The sequence below is a fragment of the Nonomuraea sp. ZG12 genome (genome assembly GCF_052068115.1).
Lineage (GTDB): Bacteria > Actinomycetota > Actinomycetes > Streptosporangiales > Streptosporangiaceae > Nonomuraea.
The window spans coordinates 1,082,197-1,103,127 of the sequence record NZ_JBQHCW010000001.1 but is presented as its reverse complement, the minus strand read 5'-3'; the positions used below and the strand labels follow the sequence as shown (position 1 = coordinate 1,103,127).

Below are 20,931 nucleotides of genomic sequence, written 5' to 3'. Positions count from 1 at the left end.
TCAGTACGCCTCACCGAGGGAGGTCTTGGCGTTGCTCGTGTCGTAGTCGCGGTCGGAGATGATCACTTTCTCGGGGATGGCCTCGCCGTCCAGGAATTTCTGGGCGGTGGAGAAGGCCAGCGGGCCGAAGCGGGGGTTGGACTCGATGACGGCGTGCAGCCAGCCGTCGGCGATGGCCTGGACCGCGCTGCGGGTGCCGTCCACCGAGACGATCTTGATGTCACCGGCTTCCTTGCCCGCGCCCTTGAGGGCGGTGACGGCGCCCAGGGCCATCTCGTCGTTCTCGGCGTAGATGCCGTTGATGTCGGGGTTGGACTGGATGAGCTGCTCGGTGACCTGCTGCCCCTTCTCGCGGGCGAACTCGCCGGTCTGCTCGAAGGAGATCTCGATCTCCGGCGCGGCCTCCTTGACGCGGTCCTTGAAGCCGTTGGTCCGCTCGGTGGTGACGTTGTTGCCGGGCGCCCCGAGCAGGATCGCGACCTTGCCCTTGCTGGAGAGCGCCTCGATCATCTGGTCGGCCGCCCGCTTGCCCTGCTCGTAGAAGTCCGAGCCGATGAAGGTGAGGTAGTCGCTGCACGGCTTGGCGTTGATCTTGCGGTCGACCGTGATGATGGGGATCTTCTTGGCCGCCGCCTGCTGGAGCACCGGCTCCCAGCCGTCGGAGTTCAGCGGCGCGATGACCAGCAGCTTCACACCCTGGGCGATGAGCTGCTGCACGTCGGTGATCTGCTTGGAGAACTGCGACTGCGCGTTGGTGACCTTCAGGTCGGCGATGCCGAGCTTGGCCGCCTCGTCCTTGATCGACTTGGTCTCGGCGATGCGGAACGGGTTGGCCTCCTTCTCCGACTGGGAGAAGCCGACAGTGGCCGTCTTGAGGTCGAACTTCTCGCCGCCGAACTGCTGCAGCGTGCAGGTCGCGCCGGCGCTGCCGGTGGGGGTCTGCACGACCTGCTGCCCGGCCGTGCTGGTGGCGGCGGGCGCGCTCTGCGGCGCCTCCGCCTTGGCGCACCCTGCGGCGGTGAGGAGGACGGCCAGCGCCAGTGACGCCGTCCGGATGGGGGGCTTCATAGGGATTCCTTCCTATCAGGCACAGGCCGGGCTGAGTTCGCCGGTGAGCGCCTTGTTCGCGTCGTGCACGCGCTGAACGTCGGGCTTGGTGATCGCGCGGTCGTAGGTCATGAGGCCGTTGATCTCGGTCTCGACGTCGGTGGTCTGGGTGTAGATGGCGGCGCTGAGGTCGTCGCAGGCGTGCAGCCGGCGCAGTTCCTCGGTCATCGCGATGTAGCGGTCGGTGAGCGCCTTGTTGTCCGGCTCGGTGGCATAGCCCCAGCCGCCGCCGGTCCAGGTGTGGCCGATGACCGGCAGGGCCAGCCCGCCGTACTCGCCGAGCACGGTCGCGCGGGTGCCGCTGGGCTTGCCGGTGTTCCCGGGGCCCGGGTAGATGTGCAGGTCCTTGACGTCGCCGTTGCCGCCGTCGACGGCGCCGCAGCAGTTGACGCCGCTCTGGTTGTTGACCAGGCGGGAGGGGTCCCAGCTCTTGACCTGGTCGGCGATGCGGGCCATGTCGTACTGGCCCCAGCCCTCGTTGAAGGGCACCCACATGATGATCGACGGGCTGCTGCGGTGCTGGTCGACCATCGCCTTCAGCTCGGCCTCGAACTGCGGCCTGTCGGTGCTCCGGTGCGCCGACGGCATGTCCTGCCAGACCAGCAGGCCGAGCTTGTCGGCGTGGTGGTACCAGCGGTCGGACTCGATCTTGACGTGCTTGCGGACGGCGTTGAAGCCGAGCCTCTTGGTCTCCACCAGGTCGTGGCGCAGTGCCTTGTCCGTGGGGGCGGTGTAGATGCCGTCAGGCCAGAAGCCCTGGTCGAGCGGGCCGATCTGGAAGACGGGCTTGCCGTTGAGCATCATCCGGTTGTTCTCGACGGAGATCGTCCGCATGCCGAAGTACGACTTCACCTCGTCGTGCTTGACCTTGACGGTGAGGTCGTACAGGTGCGGGTCCTCCGGCGACCACAGCTTCGGGTTACGCACGGGCAGCGTCAGCTCGGTGCCGACCTTGCCGACGACCCGGCCGACGACGCGCCTGCCGTCGCGGGCGGTGACGATCGCGGTGCCGGACGAGCCCTTGACGGTGACCTTCAGCGCCTGGCCGGGCACGTCGGGGACGGTGTCGACGCGCTCGATGTGGTTCTCGGGCACCGGCTCCATCCAGACCGACTGCCAGATGCCGGAGGCCGGGGTGTACCAGATGCCGCCCTGGGCGAGCCGTTGCTTGCCGACGGCCTGGCCGCCCTGGTCGGTGAGGTCGACGACGCCGACGACGAGCTCCTGCCGGCTGTGGCGCTTCAGCGCGTCCGTCACGTCCACGGTGTGGCGGTCGTAGCCACCCTTGTGGTTGCCCACCCGCTCGCCGTTGACGTACACGGTGGAGTCCCAGTCAACGGCGTCGAGGTGCAGCAGGACGCGCTCCCCCTTCCAGGAGCGGGGCACCTCGAACGTCCTGCGGTACCACATGCGCTCCTCGTGCCGGCCGATGCCGGACAGCTGCGACTCCACCGGGTACGGCACGACGATCCGCTCGGACAGGTCGCGGCCGATCGGGGCGGCCTCGCCCTCCTGGGCGGGGGCGAACTGCCAGGTGCCGTTGAGGCTGCGCCAGTCGTCCCTGACCAGTTGCGGGCGGGGGTACTCGGGCAGCGGGCGGGCCGGGTTCACGTCCTTGGACCAGCGGGTGGACAGGATGTGCGTGGAGGCGTTGATCACGAAGGCGTAGGGGAAGGCGGCCAGGGGGGTGCCGTCGGTGTGCGTGATCCCGCCGCTGCCGTCGTAGGAGGCGCGCAGGCTGCTGCCCGCCTTCGCGGGAACCGGGTGCTCCAGGGTGAGCGCCACCGTGTCTTGTCCCGTCAGGGCGGCGGACTTCACCGGCCATCTGGTGCCGGCGACGGTGATGACGAGCTTGTCGGCGGCGTCGGCGGGCAGCGCGTTCAGGGGCTTGCCGAACGTCAGCGTGGCGACGTCACCGGCCTCGTTCACCGTGGCGGCCACCGGTCCCGGCGGGTCGAACCCCTCGGGCAAGGTGAGCGCCTCGACGGGCACGATCTCCTTCGGCTGACTCGGACTCTGCCAGCGCAGCCGCAGGTGGGCGCCGCCGAAGTGCTCGAAGTACTCGACCTTGACGTCGTACTTCCGGCCCGCCTCCAGCGCGATCGGCGTGCCGACCTGCTCGACGTCCCAGTCGTCGACCCAGTGATCGATGATGACCTGGCCGTCGATCCAGAGCCGGAAGCCGTTGTCGCCGATCATCGAGAAGGTGTAGGTCTCGGAGTGCTCGGGCTGGATCTGCCCGGTCCACCGCACGGAGACGTCGTCGGCCCGGCCGGTCAGCAGTTGCAGCGCCGGGTTGAGGTCGGACAGCTCCAGGTTGGGCTCCACGACGCTGGCCTTCAGCTCACCGAAGTCGAGCGTTCCCGCCCCGGTGGACAGGTGGTAGTCGCCGCGCAGGCCGTGCCTTTCGCCGGCGCTCGTATCGGAGACGGCGGGCGGCGCGGCGACCACCGCGCCTAACACCGCCAGCAGTACGGAGGTCAGTACCGCGATCGTCTTTCGCACGGATGGTCCTTTCACACGGAGAGCACGTTCACGTTCACGCACGTTCACGCGGGGGGATGCGAGGAACAGGTCCCGACAGCGCGGGGGCGACCGGACGGACGAAGGTGGGGGGTGCGCATGATGCGGCCCTTCGATCAGGATCGGACAGGAAGTGACCCCTGTCTGGGCTCCAAATAAGCACTAATGGACCCAGCCGGTCAAGATTTCCGATCAGATTCGTACTTAATCGGTCAGAGGCGAAAGCGGATTTGACCGTGCGTCTATGATCGGGAGCGTGAGCGACACGCAGAGCGACGGACGCCGGCCCGTGTTCGCCGCTGAGCGCAGGCAGCGCATCCTGGAGCTGGTGCGCGCCAACGGCGCCGTGTCGCTGCGCGAGCTCGCCCAGGCCGTGCACTCCTCCGAGGTGACCGTGCGCCGCGACCTGCGCGCGCTGGAGTCGGAAGGGCTGCTCAACCGCCACCACGGCGGCGCGACGCTGCCGGGCGAGCTGACCCGCGAGGCGGGTTACACGCACAAGGTGTCGCTGGAGTCGGCCGAGAAGGCCGCCATCGCCGAGCTGGCCGCCGCGCTGGTCGAGGACGGCGACGCCATCGTGATCGGCCCCGGCACCACCACCCAGGAGTTCGCCCGCCGCCTGACCAGGCATTCCGAGCTCGCCGTGGTGACCAACTCGCTGCTGGTCGCGCAGGCGCTGGCGGGCTCGCCCCGGGTCGAGGTGATGCTGACCGGCGGCACCCTGCGCGGCTCCATCCTGGCCCTGGTCGGCAGCGCCGCCGAGCGTTCGGTGGCCGGGCTGCGGGTGCGCCGGGCGTTCATCTCGGGCAACGGGCTGAGCGCCGAGCGCGGCCTGTCGACCCCCACCATGGTGGTCGCGGGCGTCGACCGGGCGCTGGCCGCGGCGGCGGAGGAGGTGGTCGTGCTGGCCGACCACACCAAGGTGGGCATCGACACGATGGTGCAGACCGTCCCGCCGGAGGAGATCGACCACCTCGTCACCGACGAGGGCGCGCCCACCGAGGTGCTGGACGAGCTGTCCGGCCGTGGCGTCCGGCTGCACATCGCCCGACTCTGATCGAATGTGACTTCTCTGTTACTGGATTGTTTCCTGCTACGATCACGATCGAGTCCGGAGGCAACCGTGTTACAGGTCGCAGGAGTTCTCAAGACCTTCCAGGGCGTCATCGCGCTCGACCACGTCACCCTGTCCGTGCGGCCCGGCGAGGTGCACGCGCTGGTCGGCGGCAACGGCGCGGGCAAGTCCACTCTGGTCAAGGTGCTGTCCGGGGTCCACCAGCCCGACGCGGGCGAGCTCCGCTACCGAGGCGAGCCGGTCAGGTTCACCGACCCGGCCGACGCCCGGCGCGCGGGCATCGCCACCGTCCACCAGGAGACCAACCTGGTGCCCACCATGAGCATCGCCAGAAACCTGCTGCTGGGCAGGGAGCCGCGCGGCAGGTTCGGGCTGATCGACTTCGCGGCCGTCAACGACCGCGCCACGCAGGTCCTCGCCACGTACGGCCTGCGCACGGACGTCCGCAGGCCCCTCGCGTCGCTGGGCGAGGGAGCCCGCCAGCTCGTCGCGCTGGCCAGGGCCGCCTCGGCGGACGCCCAGCTGGTGATCATGGACGAGCCCACCGCCGCCCTGGACCACGCCGAGCTGGAGACGCTGTTCGGTGCCGTGGCCAGACTCCGTGAGCAGGGCCGCTCGGTCGTCTACGTGACCCACCGGCTGGAGGAGCTCTACGAGATCTGCGATCGCGTCACCGTGCTCCGCGACGGCCGGGTCGTCCACACCGGCCCGCTGGCGGGTCTCGACCGGCTGCGGCTGGTCTCGCTGATGCTGGGCCGGCCCTTCCACCCGGCGCGGCCCTCCGCCGTCACCGGGCAGCCGGACGAGCCCGGCGACCTGCCGGTGCTGGAGGCCACGGGCCTGACCCGCCACCACGTGCTCGACGGGGTGTCGCTGGTGATGCGCGCGGGTGAGGTCGTCGGTCTCGGCGGGCTGCTGGGCGCCGGTCGCAGCGAGACGGCCCGGGCCATCGCCGGCGCGATGCCGGTCGACGCCGGCCAGGTGACGGTGTCGGGGGCGGTGTCGGGGGCCGGGCCCCGCAACTGGTCGATCAGGAACGCCATCCGCGCCGGCATCGGCCTGGTCCCGGAGAACAGGAAGACCGAGGGCATCGTGCCGACCCTGTCGGTGCGCGACAACATCGCGCTGGCGGCGCTCCCCCGCCTGTCCAGGGCCGGGATCGTGTCGGACGCGCGGGTCGACAGCATCGTGGCCACGTTCATGAAGCGGCTCGGCATCAAGGCGGTCTCCCCCCACCAGGCCGCGGGCGAGCTGTCCGGCGGCAACCAGCAGAAGGTCCTGCTGGCCCGCTGGCTGGCCATGCACCCCAAGGTGCTGCTGCTGGACGAGCCGACCAGGGGCGTCGACGTGGCGACCAAGGTGGAGATGCAGAGCCTGCTGGACGAGCTGGCCGTGGACGGCCTGGCCATCCTGCTGATCTCCTCCGACGTGGCCGAGCTGGTGGAGAACTGCGACAGCGTGGTGGTGCTGCGGGACGGCGCGATCACCGACCAGCTCGCCGGCCCCGAGGTGACCGAGGAGCGCCTCCTCGCCGCCCTGGCGAAGGACTGAGACGCCGGCGAGCCGGCCGGCCGCGGGTCAGCGCGCGGTGGCGAAGGTGTGCGTACCCGAGCCGACCTCCACCGGAGCCAGTCCGGGCAGGTCCACCTCCGCCACCACGTTCGCCGGAACCGTGGCCGTCACGGTGAGAACGCCGTCGTCCAGCCGCCAGGAGACCGCCGCGCGGCCGTAGGGGGTGTCGAGTTCGGCCGCGGCCGACGTCAGGTCCCCGCCGGGGCGCGGCGCGATCCGCAGCCGCCGATAGCCGGGCTCGGCGGGAGCCAGCCCGGCGACCACCCGATGCAGGAAGTCCGCCACCGCGCCCAGGGCGTAGTGGTTGAACGAGGTCATGTCGCCGGGGTTGACCGTCCTGTCGGGTAGCAGGCTGTCCCACCGCTCCCAGATGGTGGTGGCTCCCATGGTCACCGGGTACAGCCAGGACGGGCAGTCACGCTGGAGCAGCAGCCGATAGGCCGTCTCCAGCTGCCCGGCGTCGGCCAGGGCGTCGCAGACCAGCGGGGTGCCGACGAAGCCCGTCGCGATCCGGAAGTCGTCGAAGGCGGCCAGCTCGGCCAGCCTGCGCCCCGCCCGGTCACGCTGCTCGGGCTTGGCCAGCAGGTCCATGCTCAGCGCGAGGGCGTACGCCGTCTGGCTGTCGCTGGTCAGCCGGCCCGCCGGCGTGACGTACTCGTCCCGGAACGCCTCGCGGACGGCCGCGGCGAGCGCCGCGTACCGGACCGCGTCCTCGTCCCGCCCGAGCAGGGCGGCGGTCTCGGCCACCAGGTGCGCGCTCCACGCGTGGTAGGCCGTGGCCACCAGGGCGCTGTCCGTCCTGGCCTTCGCCGGGCGGTCGGGGGGCGCCGCCGGATCGAGCCAGTCGCCGAACTGGAAGCCCGTGTCCCACAGGTGGCGCTCACCCGCCAGCCCTGCGACCTGGTCGACCCAGGCCGTCATGCTGGGATACCGGGCGGCCAGCAGGCCGAGGTCGCCGAACCGCTGGTACAACGTCCACGGCACGATCACCGCGGCGTCGCCCCAGGCCGCCGCCGGGCCGACCGGGAAGACCAGGGGAACCCACGGCACGTAGTGCGGAACCGTGCCGTACTCCTCCTGCTCGGCCGCCAGGTCCTCCAGCCAGGACGTCAGCGGGCCCGCGCAGTCGTACAGGAAGGACGCCGTGGGCGCGAACACCTGGATGTCGCCCGTCCACCCGAGCCGTTCGTCGCGCTGCGGGCAGTCGGTGGGCAGGTCGACGAAGTTGCCTCGCATGCTCCACACCGCGTTCTCGTGCAGCCTGGTCAGCTCGGCGTCGGAGCAGGTGAAGCGGCCGGTCCGGCGCATGTCGGTGTGGCAGACCACGGCCCGCACCGAGTCGGGGCCGAGGTCACCGGGCCAGTCGTCGACCTGGGCGTACCTGAAACCGTGCACGGTGAAGGTGGGCTCCCACTCCTCGACGCCCGCCGCACCGCGCAGCGTGTACGCGTCACGCGCGGCGGCGCCCCGGAGGGGGCGCAGGGCGAGGGCCCCGTTCTCCAGCACCTCGGCGTGCCGCAAGGTGACGGTATGGCCGGCGGGGCCGTGGACGCGGATGCGCAGGCGGCCGGAGATGTTCTGGCCGAAGTCCAGGATGGTCTCACCGGCGGGCCCGGTGAGGACCGCCACCGGGCCGAGCGTCTCGACGCGGCGTACGGCGGGGCCCGCCGGGGCGACGAGCAGGGCGGGATCGAACGCCACGACGTCGGCGGGAATCCAGCCGGCGTCGTCGAAGCCCGGTCGCGACCAGCCCGCGGGGGTCAGGCGGGCGTCGAAGCGCTCCCCGTCGTAGAGCGAGGCGGCCGTGACGGCGCCTCGGGCGCATCGCCACCGCTCGTCGGTGACCACCCGGAGCACGGTGCCGTCGTCATAGGTGACCTCCAGCTGGGCCACGAGAGCGGTCCGGTCGCCGTAGACGCCGGTGCGCCCGCCCTCGAACCCCACGCGTCCACGGAACCAGCCGTCCGCCAGGGTGGCGCCGATGGCGTTGTCGCCCTCCCGCAGCAGGGCGGTCACGTCATGCGTGCGGTAGCGGAGCCGGTGCCCGTAGCTGGTCCATCCGGGAGCGAGGACGTCGTCGCCGACCACGGACCCGTTGATCTCGACCTCGTAGAGCCCGTGGGCCGTGACGTACAACCGCGCCCGGGCGATGGACGCGCGCACGGCGAACTCCCGGCGCAGGTGAACGGCCGGCCCGTCGGGGGCGCCGAGCAGTTCCAGAGGCGGAGCCGCCGCGCCGGCCCGCCACTCGCCGGGCTCCAGCAGCCCGGCTTCGACCCAGGCCCACGGGCTCCAGTCACTGCTCGACCCGTCACGGCCGTGCACCCGCACCCGCGCCCCTCGTCGCCGGCGCGACTCCAGGGGCACGCCGGGCCAGGGCACCAGCACGGAGGAGCCGGTATCGACGATCCCGGTGGCGTACGTGATCGCGCCGTCGGCGTCGCAGAGCTCGATCTCGTACGCTCGCTGCAGCCAGTCCGGCAGGTCGGTGACGGTCGTCCAGGACAGCCTGGGAGTTCTCTCTCCGATGCCGATCGGCTCCCGGTGGTGCTCGAAGCGGGGCAGTTCGACGCGGAGGTCAGGTGCGGGGGTCACAGGGTGTGATGCTCCTCTGAGGTCAACCCTTGATGGCGCCGGCGGTCATGCCGGCGACGATCTTGCGGTTGAAGAAGACGAAGGCCAGCAGCGGCGGGATCGTGATGAGCACGATGTCCATGAACAGCAGGTTCCACCGGGTGCTGTACTGGCTCTGGAAGTTGTAGAGCGTGACCTGGACGGTCACGTTGTCGTCGCCCGGCAGGAAGTACAGCGGGTTGACGAAGTCGTTGAAGATCGTCACCGAGCTGGTGAGGATGACCGTGATGGTCACCGGCCGCAGCAGCGGGAAGATCACCTTGAAGAACAGCCGGTATCCGGTGCACCCGTCGATCTGCGCGGCCTCGTCGAGCTCACGCGGGATGGCGGCGATGAACGCCCGGAACAGCAGCATCGCGTACGACACCTGGAAGGCGACCTCGACCAGGATGAGGCCCGGCAGGGTCTTGAACAGGCCGATGGACTGCAGCAGCCAGATCGTCGGCACGATCGCCGGCGGGATGATCAGCCCGGACAGCACGAGGATGTTCGCCACGGCGCCGACGCGGCCGCCGCGACGCTGCAGGACGAAGGCGGCCATCGCGCCGAAGACGACGACCAGCGCCACCGAGGTGACGGTGAGGATCGTGCTGTTCAGGTAGGCCCGCAGCAGCACGTAGTCCCGGGCCGAGATGACGGCGATCAGGTTCTCGACGACGGGCCAGTTCGTCGGCAGCGCGAAGCTCAGATCGGCCGCCTCGGCCTCGTCCTTGAGCGCGGTCAGCAGCATGAAGGAGAACGGGACGAGGAAGACGACGGTCGCGATGAGCAGGACGGCGATCTCGCCGGCTGACCTGCGGAGCGCCCTCACGAGTAGACCTCCCGTCTGCCCAGGAAGTACGCCAGCGGCACGACGATGGCCGTGACGACCACGAACAGGATGACGTTGCCCGCCGTGGACAGGCCGAAGAAGCCGGCCTGGTACTGCTTGTAGATGATCGAGGCGATGACGTCGCTGGTGAAGCCGGGCCCGCCGCGCGTCATCGTCCAGATCAGGTCGAACGAGCGCAGCCCGCCGATGAACGACAGGATGATCACCGAGTACGTCGCGGGCCAGCTGAGCGGCAGCGTGACATGGCGGAACCGGTGCCAGGCCGTCCCCCCGTCGGCGGCGACGGCCTGGTAGTAGTCCTGGGGGATGGACAGGATGCCCGCGATGTAGATGACGACGGCCAGGCCCACGCCCTTCCAGACGTCGACCACCACCACGGACAGCAGGGCGGTGTTCGCGTCACCCAGCCAGTCGGGGCCGGAGACGCCCACGAGCGCCAGCGCCTTGTTGACCAGGCCGGTGTCCGGGCGCAGGAGCACGCTGAAGGTGATGCCGACCGCGACGGTGCTGACCAGGACCGGGAAGAAGACCACCGAGCGCAGGAATCCGCGCAGCCGCAGCTTCGAGGTCAGCAGGACCCCCAGCGCCATGCCCAGCACGACCTTGAGCCCGCTGGTCAGCACCGCGTAGACGATGGTGTTCTGGAATCCGATGCGCAGGTTCTGCTCGGCGAAGAAGTCGACGAAGTTCTCGAACCCGACGAACGTACTGTCGAAGAGCGTCCACCGGGTCAGCGAGAAGTAGAAGGCCATCACCGTCGGGACCAGGAAGATCACGACATAGACCACGGCCGCCGGAAGGTAGAGGGCGTAGGGGTAAGGGCTCTTCGTGGTCCGGTGGGGGGTGGTCACCATCCGGGCAGGCCCAACTGCTTGGCCTGCTTCTCCACGTCCTTGTCGTACTGGGCGGCCCCTTCGGCCGGGGTGGTCAGGCCCGAGCCGACCGCGGAGGTGATCTGCTCCAGGGCCGGCCCCTTGATCGGGGAGACGAACTCCAGGGCGGGGGCGGTGGCGTTCTTGTCGATGTAGGCCTGGAGGTCCTTGGCCACTTGGATGGCGTCGTCGGGGAGCTTGGCGCCGTCGATGCGGTACGGGCCGGCCGGCTGGACGACCTTGTTGACGGCGTCGGCGGCCGGCGGGGAGGCGATGAAGGCCAGGAACTTCTTGGCCTCCTCCTGGTGCTCGCCGGTCTTGGCGAGGTAGATGCCCGGCGGTTCCCAGATGGTGGCGCCGTTGGTGGCCGGGTCGTCGCCCGGGATGGCGAAGAAGCCGATGTCGGTGGCCGCCGCCGGGGTGGTGGCCACCAGCGGCGGGAGCTGGGCGCTCAGCATGGGGTAGTGCACCCCTTCGCCCGCTACCAGCATCTTCATGCCTTGCTCGTTGGTGGCCGAGCCGAAGCCCTTGTTGACGTACCCCTTGGCGTGGATGTCGGCCAGGTGCTGGAAGCCCGCCAGCGCGGCCGGGGTGGTGGCGAACTTGGCCTTGTTGGCGGTGTAGTCCGACGCGAAGGCCGGCACCGCGGCCTGGACGTTGAAGTGGTCGCCCAGCACGAGCAGCTGGGAGGTCCAGGTGTCCTTGAAGGTGGAGATCACCGGGGTGCGCCCGGCGGCCTTGATCCTCTCGTTGTTGGCCATGAACTCGGCCCAGGTCATGGGCACTTTCAGGGCGAGTTCGTCGTAGACCTTGCGGTTGTAGAGGATGCCTCCGCCCATGGCGGTGCCGGCCGGGACGCCGTAGACCTTGCCGCCCTGGGTGACGACGGGCAGATAGTCCTTCTGCACGTTGGCGAGCACCGGGTCGCCGGTGAGGTCGACCATGGTCTGGGCCGGGTTGAGCGCCTGGAGCAGCGAGCCGGAGTTGTACCAGAACACGTCGGCCATCTCGCCGGTCGCCAGGCGGGTCTTGACGATGTTGTCGCCCTCGGTCCCGCCCGGACGACTCTCCGTTTCGACCTTGATGGTGGGATTGGCCTGCATGAACGCGTCCGCGAGCGCCTTGGCGGTGTCCATGGTGGCCTGGCTGTTGTCCACGAGGAACGTCAGGGTCACGGAGCCGCCGGTCGCCGGTTCGCTGTCAGAGCCGCAGGAGGTCAGGGCAGCCATGGTGAGAACGGCGAGGCCCATTCCCAGCGCGCGGTGAGAGGTGTTCATAACGCTCTCCAAGGTCCGATCGAATCGTTTTAAGGCCCGATTGCGAGTTAACGTAGGCGTCACACGACAGCCCGTCAAGGCTGATAACGGGTAACGATCCTCAACCGTTATCGGGCGTGGTAGTGGGAGATCACCTCAACCACATCCGCCAAATCATGTCTTTATGGGTAACGTTACCCATCGTTTGCGCAGTTCACAGGACCTGTCGTCACCGTGTGCGAGCCCTGCGGCTCAGACCCCGCCCCAGGCGGCGGTGGACCTCCGCGTGACCAGCGACGGGGTCACGGAGAAACGCACCGACGACGTACGACCCTCGACCCGCTCCAGAAGGAGGCGCCCGGAGGTGCGGCCCATGAGCACGCCGTCCTGCTCGACGGTGGTCAGGGCGATGTTGGGCAGGGCCGCCATCCTGGTGTTGTCGTAGCCGGCTATCGAGAGGTCGCCGGGCACCGACAGCCCGGCCTCGTGCGCCGCCGCCATCGCCCCCAGCGCGGCGAGGTCCGCGCCGGCGAAGATCGCCGTAGGGCGCGCGGGGCGGCTCAGCAGTTCGCGCGCGCCCATGTAGCCGCCCTCCTCGGTGTAGGAGGTGGCGACGACGTCGATCTCCTCGCCGAGCCCGTGGTCGCGCATGACGCGCCGGTACGTCTCCGCCCGGATCGCATGGAGCAGATCCACCGGACGACCCCGGCTGTTGTCCTTCTGGCCGATGTGCGCGATCCGGCGGTGCCCGAGGGCGATCAGGTGCTCCACCGCGAGCTCGGCGCCGAGTTCGTCGTCGTCGAAGACCGAGTCGAAGACCGACGACCGCTCGTGCCTGCCGAGGACGACGGTCGGCACGTCCTTGGCGATCTCCTCCAGGCCCGTCCTGGAGGAGAGCGGCACGACCATGAGAATGCCGTCCACCTGCCTGTCGACCAGCGCGTTGATGGCGCGGCCTTCGGCCTGCGTGTTCTCGCCGCCCTGAATCATGATCGCCTGGTAGTCGGCCTTGCGGACCTGCTCCTGGAACCCGTCGAGGATGTCGGCGAAGAAGGGGTTCCGGATGTGGGGCAGCAGGACGCCGATGGTGAACGTCCTGCCGCGCATGGCGCGGGCCGCGGCCTGGGGACGGTAGCCGAGCTCGTCGATCGCCGCCTTGACGCGCTCGCGCATCGCGGGGCTGACGCCGTAGGCGTTACGGAGGACCTTCGACACCGCGGTGGTGGAGACCTCGGCATGGCTGGCCACGTCGACGATCGTCACCCGCCGCCGTCGAGCACCCGAGCCCATGGCCTCCCCCTCCGGACAACGTCATCCTCGATGCTCGGCGGCACCGTCGCTAACGCATACGTTAGCGAACGCCGCGGCTTGTTAAAACGATTCAACACCAGCTGGGGCGCCGCCCGATGATTTGCGGGCCTGTTTCTCCCCTCCCTCTTGAGCTTGTCGCGCGCCGGCGAACGGGGGTCACAGGTCCAGGACGAGCTCGCCGCGTGGTTGTGAGCAGCAGATCAGGAGGTTGCCCGGGGCCGGGGCGTCGACCGGTTCGGGTGCGTAGCCGACGGATCCGGACAGCAGGCCGCTCTCGCAGTTGTGGCAGACGCCGGTGCGGCAGGACCAGCGGGTCGGCACGTCGCAGGCCTCCGCGAGCTCCAGCAGGCTCGCGTAGGCGGGGTCCCAGGGCACGGTGAGCCCGCTGCGCGCGAAAGTGACCGTCGGGCCCGTGCCCGGCGGGCCCGCCGGTGCGTGCACGGGCCGGGCCGGGACGTCGGCCAGGCCGGGACTGAACCCCGAGCCCGCTCCGAAGATCTCCGTGTGGATCCGGGCGGGAGCCAGGCCGGCCTCCGCCAGGGCGGCGGGCAGCTCGCTCATGAACGCGGACGGGCCGCACAGATAGACGTCGGCGCCCCGTGGCACGCCGAGGCGGCGGAGCAGGCCGCCGGAGAGCCGGCCGTGCGTCTGGTAGTCGACGCCCGGCCGGTCGGCGGCCGTCGGACGGCTGTAGCAGACGTGCCCGCGCGCGTGCGGAAGCCGGGCCAGCAGGGTGCTGCTCTCCTGGGCGAAGGGGTGCTCCGTGCCGTCGCGGGCCCCGTACAGCCACCACACCTCGCGGGTGGAGCGCTCGCCGGCGAGCGCGTGCAGCATGGCGAGCATGGGGGTGACGCCGATACCCGCCGAGATCAGCAGGACCGGGCTCTCGCCGGCCTCCAGGGTGAACGCCCCGCGCGGGGCCGCGACGTCGAGGACGTCGCCGACACGCACGTGGGCCCGGAGGTAGCCGCTGGCGGCGCCATGGGGCTCCCGCTTGACGCTGAGGCGATACCGGCCGGCCCCCGGCGGGCCGGACAGCGAGTAGCTGCGGACCAGTGGCGGGCCGCCGCCGTCCGGGCGCACCCGGACCGTGAGGAACTGGCCGGGCAGGGCCACCGGCAGCGCGGTTCCGTCGGGAGCGGCCAGCGTCAGCGAGAACACGCTCTCGCTCTCCACGTCCAGGCGGGTGACCCGCAGCGGCCGGAACCCGCTCCACGCGGCGGGCGGCCCGGCGGCGGCCGCCGGGACCAGTCCCGCGTTGCCGGCCGGAGCGGCGTCCTGGTCGTGGAGGGCCCGCAAGGAGGCCTGCCAGCCCGGGCTGAGTGCGGGGATGCGCAGCGCCCATGCCAGCCGCTCGCGCGAGTGGCCGGGGAGGTACAGCAGCGCGTCGATCTCCGCGACGGTCATCCCCTGCGGGCCCGACTCGATCTTGACGATCTCGTCCCCGGCCTCGACCCGCCCCTCGGTGAGGACCCGCAGGTAGAAGCCGGGACGTCCGTGAGATACCAGCAGGGCGGGCAGCCTCGGCTCGCCCATCCGCAGGCCCACCCGGTAGCAGGTGACGCGCGGCTGGCTGACCTCGAACGTGGCCTCGCCGATCCGATAGCGGTCCCCGACGCACACCTCGTCGTCCGGCAGCCCGTCGACGGTGAAGTTCTCGCCGAACTGGCCGAAGACGAAGTCGTCCCGGCCGAGCCGTTCCTGCCAGTAGCGGTAGGAGTCGAGCTGGTAGACCAGCACGGCGCGGTGCTCGCCGCCGTGGCCCTGGAGGTCTCCCTGGCCGTCACCGTCGATGTTGAGCCGGCGCACCAGACGTGGGCCGGTGACGGGCTCTTTCCACACAGCGGTACGCACGGTCCTGCCGTGCCAGGCGATGTCCTGCGGCAGGCCGACGTTCACCGCCAGCAGCTTGGCCACGCTTCGATCGTTCCCCGCGGATCGTGTGTTCCGTAGCGTCACGCCAGCGTAACGAGGCGAACGTCTCCTCTCGGTCCGACCTCGGTAAAGACCGCGCTCCCGCACGCGGCGTTCAGTAGACCGAGATGTGCGGGTGGTCGTAGTGGTTGGCGGTGGTGCCGCCGCGGTCGGTCATCACGCGCCAGCCGCCGGTGCTGACGTGCCAGATCCGCTGCCGGTAGATGACGTACATGATGCCCAGCCTGCGGGCGTTCTTGATCGCCCACTCGGAGATCTCGTGGCCGCGCTCGATCTCCGCCGCCGTGGGCATCATGCCTCCGCGGCTGAGCATGAAGTCGCAGGCCCTGCCGAGCGGGTGCTGCCCGCCGTCCTGGATGGCCCGGTAGCAGCCGATCCCGAACGGGACGTCGAAGCGTTTCTCGATGAGCGTCTTGACCAGGCGCATTCTGGGCGTGATGTTGTCGGAGCCGCCGGGCAGCTGGGGGAGGAAGGTGCCGTCGGAGCGGCGTCCCGGCGCCTTGTGCAGCTGGTCGATCTTGTCCTTGATCTTCTCGATGAGCTTCTCGGCCTTCTTCCGGCGCTCGTCGATGTCGTCGGCGGTGGCGTCGAGCTCCTTGGCGCGGTCGGCCGCCTCCCGCTGGGCCCGCTCGTGCTCGTCCCTGACCCGGGCGAAGCCGCTCAGCCTCGCCTCCTGCTGCGAGACGAGGAACTCGCTGAGCGCCATCCTGCTCATCGTGGAGGTGTACTGCCCGGAGTCCGCGATCAGGGTGAGGTGGCTGGGCCGGCCGCCGATGTACTCGGAGACGGCCATGGCTCTCAGCTGGGTCGACTCGCTGTCGTACACCTTCTGGGCCGCCTCCAGCTTCTCGCGGGCGGCCTTTTCGGCTTTCTCCGCCTTCTGCTGCTCGCGGCGGCCGTGGTAGTAGTCCTCGATCAGCTTGTCCGACTCCTTGCCGAGCTCGGCCAGCTCCTTCTCCAGCTGCTTGACCGAGGGCTTGGGGTCCGCATGTCCCGCCGTAGCCGGCATGACCAGCGATAACGCCACGACGAACCCGGCCGTCAGCCCCGTGAAGGCAGCTGTGGTGCGAGCTCGGAGCGGGCCGCGCCGCCGGTCGGCGGAAGACGCAACCGCCACGCTTCTCCTTTGCCCATAGCCGCAGGGCGAGATTCGGTCGGCCAGTAACCCAGACCGGGAACGCCCTCTGCAAGATAGTAGAGGATCTTGCGTGTCGGCATGTGAATGTATGATTTATCGCTCTATCGTGTGTGACCGACCGTTCACTCGTCGCCCGGCTCCGGGTCGCGGGGGCGGCGGGTCCTGCGGAACACCAGGTGGCGTCCGAGCAGCACGGACCCCGGTACGACCACGAGCCCCAGCAGGCCGGTGCCCACGCCGAGGCCGACGTCGACGCCCAGCGGGCCGGTGCCCACGCCGAGGCCGACGTCGGCGTCCAGCAGGCCGTCTCCCCTGCCGCCCAGCACGGGCACGTCGAGCGACACCTTGACCGACACCGAGATGAGCGGCTCGTGGGCCCTGGCGGGCGGCGGGTCCGTGCCGGGGTCGGACGGGCCGGTGGGTTCCGGCTCCTCGGGCGTCCGCGTGGGCCGGTCCGGCGTCGGCTCGGCGGGCGTCCTGGTGGGGCGGCTGGTGGTGGGGCGGCTGGTGGGCCGGCTCGTGGCGCTTGTCGTCGGGCGGCTCGTGGTCGGGCGGCTCGTGGGCTCGCGTGGCGGGTCCGACGTGGCGGGCGCCCTCGTCCGGCCGGGTTCACGCGCCGGGGTGCGGCCGGTGTCGGGTGCCCGCGTGGGCCCCGTGGTCGGGGCCGGGTCACCACTGGTCGGGGAGCCGCCGGTCGAGGTCGCAGGCGGGGTGGCCGTACCGGATCCGGTCGGAGGCGGCGAGGTCAGGTCCGGGGTCGGCGGGCGCGAGGTCCTGAGCGCGGCCGGCGGGGACGCGCCGCTCACCCGCTGCGGACTCTCGTTCCAGATCAGGAACACCGAGACCACGGCCACCGCCGTCGCCAGCACCAGCCCACCGGTCAGTGCGATCTTGGTGGCGGGCGCGAACGTGGACTGGAACAAGGTCGTGCCGACCTCGGGCACGGGCTCCGCGAGCGGCCGGGTCATGAGGAACGGCACGGTCAGCGCGGCGAGCCTGGCGCGCCCGCGCACGTCCCAGCGCCGGCCGTACGCCTCCGCGGCGGTCTCCTCCAGCTCGGCCAGGAACGCCTCGGCCGACTCGGGCCGGTCGGCGGGGTCCTTGGCCAGGCCCTGCCGGACCAGCCCGCGGATCTCCTCGTCGATGCCGTCCAGGTCGGGCGCGGCGTGCTGGTGCTGGTAGGCCAGGGCCGCGACCTCGCCGGCGGCGAACGGGCGCCGCCCGGTGAGGCATTCGTAGAACACCACGGCCGCCGCGTAGATGTCGGCGGCCGGCCCCGCCGGTGCGCCGTCCCACTGCTCGGGCGCCATGTAGGAAGGGGTGCCGATCAGGGGCGCCTGCTCGCCCGCGTGGGCGGCGACACCGAAGTCGACCAGCTTGCTGCCGCCCTCCTCGGTGATGATGACGTTCTCCGGCTTGAAGTCACGGTGCACGATGCCGCGCCGGTGCGCCTCGGCCAGCCCGAGCAGCGCGCCCTTGAGCACGCTCAAGGCGGCCTGGGGTCCGGTGCCGCCCTCCTGGCGCAGCAGGCGGCGCAGCGGGATGCCGTCGACGAGCTCCATCACGATGGCGGCGTCGCCGGGGTCCTCGACGTAGTCCAGCAGGCGGGCCGTGTGCGGGCTGTCGAGCTCGCCGATCACCGCCGCTTCGGCGCGGAAGCGCTCCAGGAAGTCGCCGTCCTCGCGTAACGCTGCGGACAGGTGCTTGATCGCGACGGGCTCACCGTCGGAGTCGCGGACGGCCAGCATCACGTGACCGGTGGCACCGCGTCCGAGCTCCCGGACCTCGGTGTAGCCGGGAACCTCCATGCGTGACACCTCCGGCTCCGGAAAGATCCTTCGCAGAGGACGCTAGACCACCGTCACAGGACGTGTCGAGATATTTCACCCCTGTGACCATGGTCAGTATGGTTCGTGCGGCCCGGCCCGCCTTCAGCGACGGATCAGGCCGCCGGTCACGAAGCGGCGGACGTTCTCGGCGGCCGTGCGGCCCGCCCGGTTGGCGCCGATGGTGCTGGCCGACGGACCGTAGCCGACGAGCTGCAGCCGCGGCTCCTTGACGGCCTGGGTGCCGTCGACCATGATCCCTCCGCCGGGCTCGCGCAGGCGCAGCGGAGCCAGATGGTCCAGGGCGGAGCGGAAGCCGGTGGCCCACACGATCGTGTCGGCCTCGTGGCTCCGCCCGTCCGCCCAGCGCACGCCGTGCCCGGTGATCCGCTCGAACATCGGCAGCCGCTCCATCGCCCCCTTGGCCAGGGCGTCCAGCACCACGGGGGTGTGGCCGAGCCCGGTGACGCTGACGACACTCTGCGGCACGAGCCCGGCACGGACGCGCTCCTCGACCAGGGCGACGGCCGCGCGCCTGGCTTCCTCGTCGAAGTCGTCGCCGCGGAAGGCCGGCAGGCCACGGGTCACCCAGAGCGTGCTCGCGGCCACGCCGGCGAGCTCCGAGAGCACGTGCGCGGCCGAGTGCCCGCCGCCCACCACGATCACGCGGCGCCCGGCGAACTCCGCCGGGCCCCGGTAGGACGCGTAGTGGAGCTGCCTGCCCCGGAAGTCGCGCGCACCCGGATAGTACGGCCAGTAGGGGCGGGTCCAGGTGCCGGTGGCGTTGACGACGGCGCGGGCGGCCCACTCCCCCGCGTCCGCCGTCACGATCAGCCGGCTCCCGTCCTCCGGGCCGGCGAGCCGCTCGCCCGCGACGGCCGTGACCTTGACGGGGCGCAGGACGGGCAGGTCGAGCCGCCGCTCGTAGTCGCCGTAATAGGCGGGCACGACCTCGGCGGCGGGCAGGCCGCCGGACCGCCCGTCGTCCGGGTCGCGCCTGACGCCGGGCAGGTCGAAGATGCCGTGCACCTTGTCCATGGTCAACGTCGGCGACCGGTGCCGCCACGCCCCGCCGGGCCCGTCGGCGGCGTCCAGCACCAGCGGCTCGTAACCGAACCTGCGCAGATAGTAGGCGCTGGACAGGCCCGCCTGCCCTGCCCCGATCACCACCACGTCGATCTCGTCCACCTCCCTGCGAACAGCGGTGGGCCTCGCTGTCTTCCCCGCTGCGCCGGCGACGGTTTGCCGTGCGGCCCGCGCGGCTACGACCAGTACCAGCCGCCCCCGCGGACACCCCCCGACGAGGACAACGACCTGAGATGAAGCGAACCGGCCTGCTGCTCGTCCTCCTGCTCGCTGTCGCCGGATGCGGCCAAGGCGAGGTCCCCGTCCCCGGAGGCCACCCCACCCCGGCCCCCACCGTCTCCTCCCCCGCCGGGGGCTTCAACGGGACCGACGCCGCGTGGGTGCAGCTCATGATCCCGATGATCGAGCGCACCCTGCCCATGCTGGACCTGGCCGCGCGGCAGGCCGCCGACCCGGCGGTGGGCCGGCTGGCGTCGTCCCTCGCCACCGCGCACCGCGCCGAGCTGGCCCGCCTGACCGAGCTGCGGCGGGCGGCGGGGTTATCCGACGTCAATGTCCATGAAGGTCATGACATGCCGGGCATGGTGACCGCGTCGGAGCTGGACGCCATGCGCTCGGCCGACGGGAAGGCGTTCGACGGGCTGTTCCTGCGCTTCCTGCGCGACCACCTGGACCAGTCCGTCCTGGTGACCCGCGGCGAGCGCGGCTCCGGCGCCGACCCGCGCGCCCTGGCCCTCGCCACCGACGTCGAACGCTCCCGCACCACCCAACTCGCCCGCCTGGAGAAGCTGCCGTAACGGTTGGCGGCGGTCAGAGGGTGGTGGGGAGGACCGGGCGGCCGTGGACTCCGGGGTCAGCGGCGAAGACGGCTCCCGCGTCGGGCTCCCGGGTCCGGTCGGCGCCGATCGCGGAGGTCGTGATGAACAGCCGGTCCAGGTCATCGCCGCCGAAGGCGACCGCGGTGACCTTGCGCACCGGCACCGGGACGATCGCGTCGAGCTTGCCCTCCGGGGTGTAGCGGTGCACCGCCGAGCCCTCCCAGAGCGCCACCCAGACCCCGCCCTCGGCGTCGACGGTCAGCCCGTCGGGCGCGCCCTGGTCCGGATCCACCCGCACGAACGGCCTGCGACCGCTCAGTCCCCGCTCCCGGTCGTAGTCGAGCACGTCGACCCGCCCGGTCACGGTGTCGGCGTAGTAGGCCAGCTCCCCTCCCGGGCTGAAGTCCAGCCCGTTGGAGACGCCGACGGCGGGCAGCACCACCTCCAGCGTCCCGTCCGGCGCGGCCACGTACAGTGCCCCCTTGTCGGGGCTCTGGTCGTAGGCCATCGAGCCGACGTAGAGGCGGCCGTCGGGGTCGCAGCCGCCCTCGTTCATCCGGATGGACTCGTCGCGCCACGCCTCCCCGAGCGACCGCAGCGGCGCGTCGAGGTCGTCGTGGTCGGACAGCAGGAGCTCCCGCTCGGTCGCGACCACGAACCCGCCGGTGACGCGCGGCCGGATGAGGGCCGCGAGCACGCCCACGCGCCTGCGCCGCACGGTGCCGTCGGGGTCGAGGGCCAGCACGTCGCCGGCCAGCATGTCCATCCACCGCAACCCGCCCCAGCGCGCACACCACACCGGCCCCTCGCCGTGCTCGGCATGCGGTCCGGTCACGGTGTACGCGGCGATGGCCATGCTGCCTCCTTGGTGCTCCCTGCCCCGGAGGCAGTGCCGTAACAGGATATTGATCACTTCACCCTCCGGCCACGCTCTTGACCCGAGCGC

Annotated in this window: 15 protein-coding genes; 3 read left to right on the top strand and 12 right to left on the bottom strand. The window is 71.0% G+C overall.

Annotated features, from left to right (window positions below; translation table 11 throughout):
- Window positions 1–1,068, bottom strand: coding sequence for an ABC transporter substrate-binding protein (locus tag ACTMTF_RS05105; protein WP_396999647.1), 1,068 nt, complete (start codon window positions 1,066–1,068; stop codon window positions 1–3).
- Window positions 1,069–1,083: 15 nt separating this feature from the next.
- Window positions 1,084–3,612, bottom strand: coding sequence for a PA14 domain-containing protein (locus ACTMTF_RS05100; RefSeq protein ID WP_441109456.1), 2,529 nt, complete (start codon window positions 3,610–3,612; stop codon window positions 1,084–1,086).
- Between the two features lie 274 nt (window positions 3,613–3,886).
- Here ACTMTF_RS05100 and ACTMTF_RS05095 point away from each other — a divergent pair, with 274 nt between their 5' ends.
- A complete protein-coding gene (locus ACTMTF_RS05095; protein WP_441109455.1) occupies window positions 3,887–4,687 on the top strand; it encodes a DeoR/GlpR family DNA-binding transcription regulator in 801 nt (266 codons plus the stop codon).
- Window positions 4,688–4,753: 66 nt separating this feature from the next.
- Entirely contained in the window at window positions 4,754–6,256 is a 1,503-nt protein-coding gene (locus ACTMTF_RS05090; RefSeq protein ID WP_441109454.1) for a sugar ABC transporter ATP-binding protein, read from the top strand.
- A 27-nt stretch (window positions 6,257–6,283) separates the two neighbouring features.
- Here the strand turns inward: ACTMTF_RS05090 and ACTMTF_RS05085 are convergent, their stop codons facing one another.
- The 9 genes from ACTMTF_RS05085 to ACTMTF_RS05045 all read right to left on the bottom strand — a co-directional run bounded on the left by ACTMTF_RS05085 (window position 6,284) and on the right by ACTMTF_RS05045 (window position 19,269).
- Window positions 6,284–8,872 (bottom strand): glycoside hydrolase family 78 protein, encoded by a 2,589-nt coding sequence (locus ACTMTF_RS05085; RefSeq protein WP_441109453.1) that lies wholly within the window; start codon window positions 8,870–8,872, stop codon window positions 6,284–6,286.
- Between the two features lie 22 nt (window positions 8,873–8,894).
- Window positions 8,895–9,722 carry a carbohydrate ABC transporter permease gene (locus ACTMTF_RS05080; RefSeq protein WP_441109452.1) on the bottom strand — a complete coding sequence of 276 codons (828 nt, stop codon included), beginning with the start codon at window positions 9,720–9,722 and terminating at the stop codon, window positions 8,895–8,897.
- A complete protein-coding gene (locus ACTMTF_RS05075; protein ID WP_441109451.1) occupies window positions 9,719–10,597 on the bottom strand; it encodes a carbohydrate ABC transporter permease in 879 nt (292 codons plus the stop codon). Before ACTMTF_RS05075 ends, ACTMTF_RS05080 begins: the two co-directional genes overlap by 4 nt.
- Window positions 10,591–11,892 (bottom strand): ABC transporter substrate-binding protein, encoded by a 1,302-nt coding sequence (locus tag ACTMTF_RS05070; protein ID WP_441109450.1) that lies wholly within the window; start codon window positions 11,890–11,892, stop codon window positions 10,591–10,593. Before ACTMTF_RS05070 ends, ACTMTF_RS05075 begins: the two co-directional genes overlap by 7 nt.
- A gap of 231 nt (window positions 11,893–12,123) precedes the next feature.
- Entirely contained in the window at window positions 12,124–13,161 is a 1,038-nt protein-coding gene (locus ACTMTF_RS05065) for a LacI family DNA-binding transcriptional regulator (protein ID WP_441109449.1), read from the bottom strand.
- Between the two features lie 177 nt (window positions 13,162–13,338).
- Window positions 13,339–15,099: an MOSC domain-containing protein gene (locus tag ACTMTF_RS05060; protein ID WP_441109448.1), complete on the bottom strand. Its 1,761-nt coding sequence runs from the start codon at window positions 15,097–15,099 to the stop codon at window positions 13,339–13,341.
- A gap of 112 nt (window positions 15,100–15,211) precedes the next feature.
- A complete protein-coding gene (locus tag ACTMTF_RS05055; protein ID WP_441109447.1) occupies window positions 15,212–16,234 on the bottom strand; it encodes a coiled-coil domain-containing protein in 1,023 nt (340 codons plus the stop codon).
- Window positions 16,235–16,377: 143 nt separating this feature from the next.
- Window positions 16,378–18,063, bottom strand: coding sequence for a protein kinase domain-containing protein (locus ACTMTF_RS05050; protein WP_441109446.1), 1,686 nt, complete (start codon window positions 18,061–18,063; stop codon window positions 16,378–16,380).
- A 123-nt stretch (window positions 18,064–18,186) separates the two neighbouring features.
- Entirely contained in the window at window positions 18,187–19,269 is a 1,083-nt protein-coding gene (locus ACTMTF_RS05045) for an FAD-dependent oxidoreductase (protein ID WP_441109445.1), read from the bottom strand.
- 131 nt (window positions 19,270–19,400) lie between these two features.
- On the opposite strand from ACTMTF_RS05045, the gene ACTMTF_RS05040 reads away from it, so the two are divergent.
- The gene (locus ACTMTF_RS05040) at window positions 19,401–19,964 is read left to right on the top strand and encodes a DUF305 domain-containing protein (RefSeq protein ID WP_441109444.1); all 564 of its coding nucleotides are present in this window, start codon (window positions 19,401–19,403) and stop codon (window positions 19,962–19,964) included.
- Between the two features lie 13 nt (window positions 19,965–19,977).
- On the opposite strand, the gene ACTMTF_RS05035 is transcribed toward ACTMTF_RS05040, so the two are convergent.
- Window positions 19,978–20,841: an SMP-30/gluconolactonase/LRE family protein gene (locus ACTMTF_RS05035; protein ID WP_441109443.1), complete on the bottom strand. Its 864-nt coding sequence runs from the start codon at window positions 20,839–20,841 to the stop codon at window positions 19,978–19,980.
- Window positions 20,842–20,931: the final 90 nt, after the last annotated feature.